The organism is Streptomyces sp. NPDC001617, from assembly GCF_053596855.1.
Genome location: NZ_JBSFHA010000001.1, coordinates 336646 through 346863, shown reverse-complemented (window position 1 = coordinate 346863; position 10218 = coordinate 336646). Strand labels below are relative to the sequence as shown.

The following is a 10218-nucleotide window of genomic DNA, read 5'->3' as shown; positions in this document are numbered from 1 at the left end:
TGGGGGTCCCCCCGCTCGAGCGAAGCCGAGAGTGGGGGAGCGTGCAGCTGCAAGGCGGAGGAGGGCGGCGATGCGGAGCATCGGCAACCGACGACAACGCGGCTGGGGGTCCCCCCACGCCATCAAGGCAGTGGGGGAGCGCGTGCCAGGCCCCGCGACGCCGAGCTGATCCGCCGGACACCCCCTGGGCCGCTGACTGCCCCGGCTGTTGGGCCTACTCGGCCGCAGGGCCGCCTCGGCTGCCGGGCTTCAGGCGGGTGTCGTGAGGTCGCGGGACGGTGCGCTGAGCGGGCGGCCCAGTCGCGCGGAGGCCGGGCGCGGCGCTTCGGTGCGCGTCTGTCCGTCCTCGACGGGCACCGCCTCCCGGGCCGGCCACAGCCGCACCGCCCCCGCCCCCGCGCCCAGTGCGATCGCGCCGAGTGCCGCGACGGCCGTCTGCAGTCCGGCCTCCGCGCCGAGCCACCCCGCCAGCGGGTACGTCAGCAGCCAGCAGCCGTGCGAGAGCGAGAACTGGGCCGCGAACGCCGCCGTGCGTTCCTCGGGAGGCGCCGATCGGCGGATCAGCCGGCCGGTGGGGGTGAGCACCATGGAGCATGCGGCGCCGAAGGCCGCCCAGACCACGAGGAGGGCGGGCCAGCGCCAACTCCCTTGCTGCGCGGCCGTGATGGCGCCGAGGCAGGCGAAGACGGCGCCGAGAGGGAGGGCGCCGCAGAGCATCACGGTTCGGTCGGAAACCTTGTCCAGCACCCGGGGCAGGACGAGGGCCACGGTCATCGAGCCGGCGCCGTACGCGCCGAGCGCGAGGGGAACCGCGTCCGCCGACAGGCCCAGGAAGTGGCGTACGTAGACGACGGAGTTGACCGTCACCATCGCGCTCGCGGCGGCGACCGCGAGGTTGAGGGCGAGCAGAGCGCGCAGTCGCGGGACGGTGAAGAAGAGGCGGGTGCCGGCCGTGGCCCTGGTGCGCGGGGCGGGCGAGGCGGTCGGGTTCGGCAGCAGGACGGAGACGACCAGTGCCGCAGAGGCGAGGAAGCCCACCACCGTGCCGGTGAACAGCCAGTTGTAGGTGATGACGGACAGCAGGGCCGCGGCCAGGGCGGGGGAGAACAGGCTCTCCAGGTCGTAGGCGAGCCGCGACATGGACAGGGCCCGGGTGTAGTCGCGCTCGTCGGGCAGCGCATCGGGGATGACGGCCTGGAAGGTCGGGGTGAACGCGGCCGAGGCGGACTGGAGCAGGAAGACCAGCACGTACACCTGCCACACCTGGTCCACGAAGGGCAGCATCAGCGCGACCCCGGCCCGGGTCAGATCGGCGGCCACCATCAGGGTCCGGCGCGGCAGCCGACCGGCGAGCGCGCCGATCGCCGGGGCGATCAGGACATAGGCCGCCATCTTGATCGCGAGCGCGGTGCCGAGCACCGAACCGGCGTCGGCGCCCGCGATGTCGTACGCCAGCAGTCCCAGGGCCACCGTCGCAAGGCCGGTGCCGACGAGGGCGATGACCTGGGCGGCGAAGAGGTGGCGGTAGGTGCGGTTGCGCAGGACGGCGAGCATACGGCGGCTCCTGGGCGCGGGGGCGTGTGCCGGCGGTTCGGTGCGACCAGTGTAGCCATCATGTGCGCATCTGCGCACATGATGGCCGGAGCTCGGCCTCATGCCTGTGCGTCCGCCGGGCCCCGCTGCCTCTACGCTGTTCCCATGTCCGGACGCGACCCCATGTCACCTGCACCGAGTGCGCATCTACGTGCCCCGGACAGCGCCCGACTGGCCGAGGCGACCGGTGTGTTCGCGATGCTCTCCGACGTCACCCGGCTCCATCTGCTGTGGCTGCTGGCGCAGGGCGAGTCGGACGTCGGCTCGCTCACCGAGCGCACCGACGCCTCGCGCACGGCGGTCAGCCAGCACCTGGCCAAGCTACGGCTGGCCGGCCTCGTGGACACGCGCCGGGAGGGCCGCCACATCCACTACCGCCTCAGCGACGGACACCTGCGCCGCCTCGTCCTGGAGGCGCTCAGCCACGCGGACCACCGGGTGAGCGGTCAGGCCCCGCACGACTGAGGCAGCCCCTCGACCGGGCCCCGCTTCCGACGGCGGGCCGGGGCTTCGCCGAGCGGGCATCGGGCACGCCGCTCGCCGGTCAGGACTTGCGCTTGAGGACGACGTACCCGTACGCCGCGTCGTCGATCGTGTACCGGGCCTTCGGGTGGAGTTGGCGGGCGTAGGCCACGACGTCTCCGACCCACTTGGTGGTGTTGTTCAGGGCGATGTAGTCGGGCGTGATCTCCCGGGTGTCGCCGAGCCAGAAGACACGGCACCGGGAGGTGAGGAGGCTGATGGGGCCGATGTCGGCCTCGACGGTCGCGCCGTCCGGGATGCGGGCCAGGGCGCGCTCGATACGGGGGACGCCCTCCGGTGTCGTATAGGCGGCGGACTGGGTCAGCGAGGACAGCGGCAGCGTGGTCGTGAGCGCCACAGAGGCGGCCGCGACGGCCGCGGGCAACTGCTGGGCGTACGAACGCAGCCACGGCCGGGGGCTCTGGCGCACCTGGGCCAGCGCGTCGACGAGGGCCAGGGTGACGACCGGCATCAGGACCGCGCTGTAGTGCCAGCCGGTGCCCCAGTAGTGGTCGTCGGAGGAGAGGAAACGCCAGCCCAGGGTGGGCAGGGCCACGACGAACAGCGGCGACCGCGGCGCCAGCAGACCGCTGGTCGGCAGCAGCAGCCACAGCAGTGTGCGGATCTTGGTGTCCATGCCGTCGAGCGGGGCGAAGCCGCTGTCGACCTTGGTCCAGTACGCGTAGTCACCGCCCGAGTTGAAGGCCGGGATGACCACGGTGAGCGTGACGAGGGTGGCCGCGATGCCCAACGCTGCCACGGCGAGGGCGTACACGACCGTGCGCGGGGAGGAGCGGCGGCAGCGCAGGGCGACGACCAGGCCGACGGCCGCCACCGTCACCCCCAGGTCCTCCTTGACCAGGACCAGCGGCAACGCCCACAGCAGCGCGGCCCGCCATCGCCGGGCCACCACCGCCTCCAGGCTGAGGGCGATCAGCGGTACGGCGAAGCAGATCTCGTGGAAGTCGAAGTCCACGGCCTGCTGCAGCCCCCAGGACAGCCCGTACGCGACCCCGACCGCGAGCCCCCGCCCGCGTCCCAGCAGCCCGGCGGCGGCACGGGCCACCGGCACGGCCGACACCGCGAAGAGCGCGGCCTGGGCGACGAGCAGCGTGACGGGGGAGGGGAGGAGCCGGTAGACGGGGGCGAGGAGGGCGAGGACCGGGCTGAAGTGGTCGCCCAGGACGTTGAACCCGGGCCCCTTCAGATCGACGACCGGCGCCCGCAGATGGGCGTACGCGCGCACCGCCTGCTCGAAGATGCCGAGGTCCCAGGAGCGGGTGGCCAGATGCCGGTACCGGATGAGGGACAGGGCCGCGTAGGCCGTGAAGAGGATGGTCGCCAGGAGGTGGGGGTCGCGTCGGCCTGGAAGGCTGGGACGCCGGTCACGCGGGGGAGGCGTGACCGGCGCCGGTATGGAGGGCCCGGGGAACAGCGAAGCGGGGGAGTCCTGCTGGGCGTGGGGCACGGGGTGGTTCCTTACGGGCCGGGAGACGATACGACCAGGGAGGCGGACTGCTCCGCGCTGCTCCTCGAACTCCTCTACGGTCATGGGACTCCCCGGCGGTGATCACATTGCATGATCTGTACGCCTGGAAGTGGGGCGTCGGTTGACACCGCCTGTGGTCGAAGTTTGAGACGAAGGTCACCTGCCCTGTTCGCGCACTGCCGTCGGACGGGGCCGAGGCGGCGGCCGCCTGCGGTGGGACCGACCGCGGGTGCCTTTGAAGTCGGCCGTCAGTCCTCGCGGGCGGCGGCCGCCTGCACCATGCGTCGGATGTCCGCCAGGTCGGCCTCGAACTCGGCGGTGAGGTCGGGCGGCAGGTCCAGCCAGGGGGCGAGCCTGCTGTGCCCGGGGAGTTCACTGTCCGGGAGCCGGCCGCGGCGCGCGCGAGGGTCGAGCGCGCCGGGGGCGAAACGGCCCGAGGCCTCGGACGCGGCGAATCCGATCACGAAGGTGCTGATCAGCCGCTCCAGCCTGGGGACTTCGGACTCGGGGACCCCGGCCTCGATCAGCGCGGTGAAGATGATGTCGACCGCGCGCACGGCGTCCGGTGTGACGGCCGGCCGTGAGAACAGCAGGTGCGCGGCCCAGGGGTGGCGCTGGGTCACGGCGCGGCAGGCGTGTGCGAGGGCGTTGAGGCGCTCGTACCAGGCCTGGTCCTCGGCCCCGTCCGACGGCAGCAGCGCGGAGAGCAGTCGCCCGACCATGCCGTCCAGCAGCGCCGCCTTGTCCTTGACGTGCCGGTACAGCGCCATCGGCGTCACACCCACCTGGTCGGCCAGCGCGCGCATCGACACCGCTTCCAGGCCGCGCTCGTCGGCGATCGCCAGCGCCGCGTCCAGAATCTCTTCCCGTCTCCCACCCATGGGTCTACAGTGTATACGTGTACGGCGTATACATAGGAGGGGGAAGGACATGCTCGTCGCAGAGGAACTGGTGAAGAGCTACGGCAGGCGCCGGGCGCTGGACGGCTTCGAACTGGCGGTGGCGCCCGGCGAGATCGTCGGACTGATCGGGCACAACGGCGCCGGCAAGACCACCTTCGTCGAGGTCGTCACCGGTCTGGTCCGTCCTGACATGGGACGCGTCCGCATCGGCCCGCACGACGCGCTGCGGGACGGCCGCTCGGCGCGGCGGCTGCTCGGCGTGGCCCCGCAGGAGCTGGCCCTGTACGGCGGCGCCACCGTGCGGGAGAACCTGCGGGTGTTCGCCGGACTGGCCGGGCTGAGCGGGCGGCGCCGGGACGCGGAGATCGCCCGTGTGCTGGAGGAGCTGCAGCTCACGGAGGTGGGGGACCGGCGGGCCGGCGTCCTGTCCGGCGGCCAGCGGCGCCGGGTCCAGGCGGCCACCGCCCTGATCGGCTCACCGCCGCTCCTGCTGCTCGACGAGCCGACCGCCGGCGCCGACCCGGAGACCCGCGCGGCCCTCCTGGCGACCGTCAAGGCCCGCGCCGCAGCGGGCGCGGCCGTCGTCTACACCACCCACTACCTGCCCGAACTCGTCGACCTCGACGCCACGTTGGCGCTCGCCCGCGCCGGACGCGTCATCGCGCGCGGCACCCAGGAGGAGCTCACCCGCCATCTGCCGGGCGAACTCCGGCTCACCTTCGCCGACCCCGCCGAACCCGAACTGCGCATGCCGACCGCGGACCCCGGCGCCGACCTGGCCGCCCTGCTCGCCGCCGGCCGTACGCCCGCCTCCGTGGACGTCCGCCGTCCGAGCCTGGACGACCTCTACCGCGACCTGGAGACCACCGTGGCCGACAAGGGGGACAGCGATGTCGCCGCGTGACTCCCTCGCCCGTATCGGCGTCCTGGTGCGCCACAACGCCCTGCTGATGCTGCGTGAGCCCGGCCCGCTGCTGAGCCGGATGATCCTGCCGCTCGTCTTCATCACCCTGCTGCGTCCGCTGTATCTGGCCGCCCAGGGCCCCCTGACAGGCACCGAACAGGCCGTCGTCGGCACCCTGGTCACCTTCTCGCTGCTCGCCCTCAGCATCTCCGGCGGCGCCATCCTCACCGAACGGCTCGGCCGCACCTGGGACCGGCTGCGCGGCACGCCCCTGCACCCCGCCGAGCTGCTCCTCGGCAAGGCGATCCCCGTCTTCGCGGCCCTGCTCGCCCAGCAACTGCTGATCGTCGGCTTCGGCATGGCCGTCTGCGGACTGACCGTGCCCCACCCGTTCCTGCTGTTCGGCGTGCTGCTGGCCTGGACCTCCACCCTGCTCGCCCTCGGCGCGCTGATCGGCGTACTGGTCCGCAGCATGGGGGAGCTCTCCGCGTCCTTCGACATCGGTGGCATGCTGCTCAGCAGCGTCGGCGGTGCCCTCGTCCCGCTCGCCGTGCTGCCGGCCTGGGTCTCGGACGTGGCCCCCGCCTCGCCCGGCTACTGGGCCGTGCGCGGTCTGCACGCCGCCCTCGACGGCGACACGCACACCGCGACGACCGCCGTCGGCACCCTCCTCGGAGCGGCCCTGCTGTGCGGCGGCCTGGCCTCGCTCCGCCTCCAGGGGCGGGACGGGCGGCTGGTGGCTCTCTGATCGCCCAGGAGAGATGGCTCGTCGCGGACTTCCGTTCCGGCTGGCACTCTTGACAACATGCGTACTGTTTCGCGACGTTTGATCCCTGCCGGACAGTTCGGAACCTGAGGGGTCAATCGCGGAACGACCGTGTACACAGCGCCGAATCGGCTGATACTCAAAGAAGTGGTAGGACGCGGACAGCGCGTCATGGGGGGACGTCACGGGGGAGCGGTCGCCGATGCGATCCATGAGCAGGGGGTCACACGCCCTTCCGGCCTGCACTGCGGCCGGTGCGTTCCTCGCGGAGCCTGTGGAAGGGCGGTTGATCTGAAGTGGATGTCACGATCCACAGAGTCGACGAACTGAACGCCTCGCTCCGTGAGGCCTGGCACCGCGCGATGGACGAGTCGCCGGAGTACTCCAACCCTTTCCTGGCACCGGAGTTCGCGCTCGGCATCGGCAGGTACCGCGCCGGCGCCCGCATCGCGGTCCTGCGTGAGGGCGGGACGCCGGTCGGCTTCTTCCCGTACGAGCGCAACGCGTTCGGCGTCGGCAAGGCCATCGGACTCGGCCTGTCGGACTGCCAGGCGCTCGTCCACCGCCCCGGCGTCACCTGGGACGCCCAGGCGCTGCTGAAGGCCTGTGGCCTGTCCATCTTCGAGTTCGACCATCTCGTCGCCGAACAGAAACCGTTCGGCAGACACATCACCGGCACCTTCGCCTCCCCGGTCGTCGACCTCAAGCCCGACGAGAGCGGCTATGCGCAGTGGCTGCGCGGCGCCTACCCGGGGCTCGCCAAGACCACGCTGAAGAAGGAACGGCGCCTGGGCCGCGACATCGGCGAGGTGCGGTTCGAGTTCGACGAGCGCGACCCGCGGATGCTGCGCCGGCTCATGCAGTGGAAGTCCGCCCAGTACCGCAGAACCGGCCGCATGGACCGGTTCGCCCGGCCCTGGATCGTGGACCTCGTCAACCACCTCTTCCAGGTCCGCGAGGACCATTTCACCGGCGTGCTGTCCGTCCTCTACGCCGGAGAGCGGCCCGTGGCCGCGCACTTCGGTCCGCGCTCGCGCACCGTGCTCGCGGCCTGGTTCACCGCCTACGACCCCGAACTCCACTACTACTCACCGGGGTTGATGATGCATCTGCGCACCGCCGAGGCGGCCGCCCGCAACGGGGTGACGCTCATGGACCTGGGACGCGGCGACAAGGAGTACAAGGACTGGCTCAAGACCCGCGAGCTGCGCGTGGCGGAAGGGTTCGCCAGCCGCCCGCACCCGGTGGCGGCGGCCCACCGGCTGTGGCGCAGACCGGTGCGGGGCCTCAGAAACACTGTCAACGCCCACCCGGAGCTGCGCGCCCCCGCCGACCGGCTCCTCAGGACGGTCGGCACCCTGCGCACGGGGTCCGGCGCCTCGGGACCCCGCGCACACTGACCGCACCGGGCCGGAGTCAGCCCGCAGCGAAGTCCGGTCCCCTTGTCGAGGCATGGGTGTAAGCATGTAATCCAAGCCTTTGGGCAAGCGGAAAGGTCGACTCGTGGCCGAGACACTTTCCGGGCCCGACCGCTCCCGTGAGGAGCAGGCCGCGCTCGACTCCTACTCGCGGATCATCACGTCCGTCGCCGCCGAGCTCACTCCGAAGGTGGCGGCCCTGAACGTCGCACACCGCCGCGCACGCGGCCGCTTCGTGGTCGGCACCGGCTCCGCGGTCGTCTTCACCGACGACGGTTTCCTGCTCACCAACGCCCATGTCGTCGGGCACTCCGACGCCGGTACGGCGGCCTTCGCCGACGGCACCACCACGCCCTTCCACGTCATCGGCGCCGACCCGCTGTCCGACCTCGCCGTGGTCCGCGCCGACGGACCGACCCCGCCCCCGGCCCGGCTCGGCGAGGCCGACGCGCTCAAGGTCGGCCAGCTCGTCGTCGCGGTCGGCAACCCCCTCGGCCTCGCCGGCAGCGTCACCGCCGGAGTCGTGAGCGCCCTGGGCCGGTCACTGCCGGCCAGCGCGGGCCGGGCGACCCGGGTCATCGACGACGTCGTCCAGACCGACGCCACGCTTCACCCCGGCAGCTCGGGCGGTGCGCTCGCCACCGCCGACGGCAGGGTCGTCGGCATCAACACCGCCATCGCCGACGTCGGCCTCGGGCTCGCCGTCCCCGTCAACGACACCAGCCGGAAGATCATCGCCGCCCTGCTCTCGGTGGGCCGGGTCCGCCGCGCCTACCTGGGGCTCGCCGGCGTTCCCGCCTCGCTGCCACCCCCGCTCCGGACCCGCACGGGCCACCGCAGCGGTCTGCGGATCGTCGAGGTCGTCCCCGCGTCCCCCGCCGCCCGCGCGGGCGTGCACGACGGCGACCTGCTGCTCACCGCCGGCGGCGAGCCGGTGGAGAGCGCCCAGGCGCTGCAACGCCTGATGCTGGAGGACGCGATCGGCCGCCCCCTCGCCCTGACCGCCCTGCGCGGCGACGCGCTGGTGGATGTCATCGCCGTACCGGTGGAACTGGTCGCGGACGACTGAGAGCGGCCGCTCGTGGCGTCAGCGTGCGCCGGTCCAGGTGTGGGCCACGTCCACGATCACCTGGCCGTCCACCCGCAGGACCCGGAACGGCAACCGCGCCCGGACGCCGAGCCCCAGCTGGGTGTCGCCCTCGAAACTGGCGCCGAACCGGGTGTCCCGGAAGGTGCGGTACCCGGTGAGGTCGACGCCCGGCAGGGGGTGGCCCGCCCGTGCCGGATACGTGGACTTACCCGTCTTGGAGTCATAGCTGGGCGCGGTGACCCGGACTTCGAGGACCGCTCCGCCGCCGACGGGTATGAGCCGACCCGAGCCGTCCTGATAGAGGTGGCCGACGTACCGGACCGAGTACCCGAGGTGGCTCCTGCCCGCCCCGGGAATGTCGATCACCATCCGGTCGTAGCACGTGTGACGGCCGGTCCTGACGTTCCTCACGGATGTCGTCGTGCTCGCCGTCTTCGTCTTGGCGTTGCTGCCCCAGCCGGTCGGGCAGGCGGTGGCCTGCGCGGCGTCGGCCGGCAGTGCGGTGGCTCCCAGTGCGGTGACCAGGACCGTGAGTGCTGCCCATGCTGTTCTGCTTCGTCTCATCACGTCCCCCGAAGCAAGTTTGGAGCTGATATGGGATGAGACATCCAGGATCGCGCAATGGTTGCGTTTTCTGAATCACGGGAGTGTTCAGGCAAACACCTGGGGGCACAGGTGATCGCCGGTGAGTCCGGCATCGGGAAGTCCTCGCTGCTGCGGGCTGCGGGCTGCGGGCTGCGGGCTGCGGTGCGGCCGCCCTGTGGCGGGCGCCTGCACCAGCTCCTGCGGCCCGTCGCGAACGGGAGGCCGGTCACGCGGTGTCCCTGCGGCGGGCTCGGTCGCCTCGGCCATCTGGGCACTGGACTGCTCGCCCCCGCTCACCATCGACTCCGCCGCCCGCAGCCGCCGCCTGCTGCCCCGGAGCGGACCGACCTCTCGGACCTGGACCGGGCCCGCGAGGAGCGGCTCCGGGAGATCTTCGAGGACGGCCGCCCCGGGGATGCCGCCCGCGTCCTGGTACTGTGCGCCGTCGCCGAGCGGTCCGTGACGGCCGGTGACCACGATCTCGCCCTGAACCTGCTGCTCGGCGCCGCCCTGCGCCGCCCTGCGCCGCCCTGCGCCGCTTGCGGTGCGGCCGGGGCGGGCCGCGGGAAGCGCTCCCCGGCGCCGCCACCGACCCGCGCGGAACCCGGCCGACAGGCACCGCGCGATGTCGCTGACGGCCGAGCCGGTCCGGTTCGCCTTCGGCAACGCGGTCGAGGCGGCGGGGTCCGACGAGCTGTACGAGCGCTGGACCATCCCGGCACCGGGCGAGCCCCTGTTCGAGGCCGCCGTGACCGACTTCTCGCCGAAGTCCCCGAAGCGGTCACCGAGGCCACGCTCAAGCAGTATCGGCACTCGAGTGCGGTGACCGAACCGCTCGAGTTCCCCGACCGCGGGTGGCGGGAGGTCGCCGACGTCCGCCTGGACCGGCTCGGCAAGCAGGCCGCGCAGTCGGCGACTTCAGCGCGACCTCGTACACGAGCTGCTCCGA

The 10218-nt window shown here is 72.5% G+C and carries 10 protein-coding genes; 5 read left to right on the top strand and 5 right to left on the bottom strand.

What is annotated here, in order from left to right:
* Nucleotides 1–249 precede the first annotated feature (249 nt).
* Nucleotides 250–1554, bottom strand: a complete 1305-nt coding sequence (locus tag ACWC09_RS01685; protein ID WP_450847428.1) for an MFS transporter — start codon at nucleotides 1552–1554, stop codon at nucleotides 250–252.
* A gap of 144 nt (nucleotides 1555–1698) precedes the next feature.
* On the opposite strand from ACWC09_RS01685, the gene ACWC09_RS01680 reads away from it, so the two are divergent.
* The gene (locus tag ACWC09_RS01680; RefSeq protein WP_450847426.1) at nucleotides 1699–2058 is read left to right on the top strand and encodes an ArsR/SmtB family transcription factor; all 360 of its coding nucleotides are present in this window, start codon (nucleotides 1699–1701) and stop codon (nucleotides 2056–2058) included.
* A gap of 79 nt (nucleotides 2059–2137) precedes the next feature.
* Here the strand turns inward: ACWC09_RS01680 and ACWC09_RS01675 are convergent, their stop codons facing one another.
* Together ACWC09_RS01675 and ACWC09_RS01670 are read right to left on the bottom strand one after the other, a co-directional pair.
* Nucleotides 2138–3667: a DUF2079 domain-containing protein gene (locus ACWC09_RS01675; protein WP_450847424.1), complete on the bottom strand. Its 1530-nt coding sequence runs from the start codon at nucleotides 3665–3667 to the stop codon at nucleotides 2138–2140.
* A gap of 185 nt (nucleotides 3668–3852) precedes the next feature.
* Entirely contained in the window at nucleotides 3853–4485 is a 633-nt protein-coding gene (locus tag ACWC09_RS01670; protein WP_450847423.1) for a TetR/AcrR family transcriptional regulator, read from the bottom strand.
* A 49-nt stretch (nucleotides 4486–4534) separates the two neighbouring features.
* Here ACWC09_RS01670 and ACWC09_RS01665 point away from each other — a divergent pair, with 49 nt between their 5' ends.
* From ACWC09_RS01665 to ACWC09_RS01650, 4 genes are all read left to right on the top strand, one after another.
* Entirely contained in the window at nucleotides 4535–5410 is an 876-nt protein-coding gene (locus tag ACWC09_RS01665) for an ABC transporter ATP-binding protein (protein ID WP_450847421.1), read from the top strand.
* Nucleotides 5397–6158, top strand: coding sequence for an ABC transporter permease (locus tag ACWC09_RS01660; protein WP_450847419.1), 762 nt, complete (start codon nucleotides 5397–5399; stop codon nucleotides 6156–6158). The genes ACWC09_RS01665 and ACWC09_RS01660 overlap by 14 nt, the downstream gene beginning before the upstream one ends.
* 314 nt (nucleotides 6159–6472) lie before the next feature.
* On the top strand, nucleotides 6473–7576 hold the full coding sequence (locus ACWC09_RS01655) for a GNAT family N-acetyltransferase (protein WP_450847417.1): 1104 nt from the start codon (nucleotides 6473–6475) through the stop codon (nucleotides 7574–7576).
* A gap of 103 nt (nucleotides 7577–7679) precedes the next feature.
* Nucleotides 7680–8663, top strand: coding sequence for a S1C family serine protease (locus tag ACWC09_RS01650; RefSeq protein ID WP_450847415.1), 984 nt, complete (start codon nucleotides 7680–7682; stop codon nucleotides 8661–8663).
* 18 nt (nucleotides 8664–8681) lie between these two features.
* On the opposite strand, the gene ACWC09_RS01645 is transcribed toward ACWC09_RS01650, so the two are convergent.
* Together ACWC09_RS01645 and ACWC09_RS01640 are read right to left on the bottom strand one after the other, a co-directional pair.
* Entirely contained in the window at nucleotides 8682–9248 is a 567-nt protein-coding gene (locus ACWC09_RS01645; RefSeq protein ID WP_450847413.1) for an AMIN-like domain-containing (lipo)protein, read from the bottom strand.
* 87 nt (nucleotides 9249–9335) lie between these two features.
* Nucleotides 9336–10082, bottom strand: coding sequence for a hypothetical protein (locus tag ACWC09_RS01640; RefSeq protein WP_450847411.1), 747 nt, complete (start codon nucleotides 10080–10082; stop codon nucleotides 9336–9338).
* Nucleotides 10083–10218: the final 136 nt, after the last annotated feature.

Bases quoted from the DNA above. Each gene is read 5' to 3' on its own strand.
- ACWC09_RS01685 (WP_450847428.1), bottom strand. From the start codon at position 1,554: ATGCTCGCCGTCCTGCGCAACCGCACCTACCGCCACCTCTTCGCCGCC.
- ACWC09_RS01680 (WP_450847426.1), top strand. From the start codon at position 1,699: ATGTCCGGACGCGACCCCATGTCACCTGCACCGAGTGCGCATCTACGT.
- ACWC09_RS01675 (WP_450847424.1), bottom strand. From the start codon at position 3,667: ATGACCGTAGAGGAGTTCGAGGAGCAGCGCGGAGCAGTCCGCCTCCCT.
- ACWC09_RS01670 (WP_450847423.1), bottom strand. From the start codon at position 4,485: ATGGGTGGGAGACGGGAAGAGATTCTGGACGCGGCGCTGGCGATCGCC.
- ACWC09_RS01665 (WP_450847421.1), top strand. From the start codon at position 4,535: ATGCTCGTCGCAGAGGAACTGGTGAAGAGCTACGGCAGGCGCCGGGCG.
- ACWC09_RS01660 (WP_450847419.1), top strand. From the start codon at position 5,397: ATGTCGCCGCGTGACTCCCTCGCCCGTATCGGCGTCCTGGTGCGCCAC.
- ACWC09_RS01645 (WP_450847413.1), bottom strand. From the start codon at position 9,248: ATGAGACGAAGCAGAACAGCATGGGCAGCACTCACGGTCCTGGTCACC.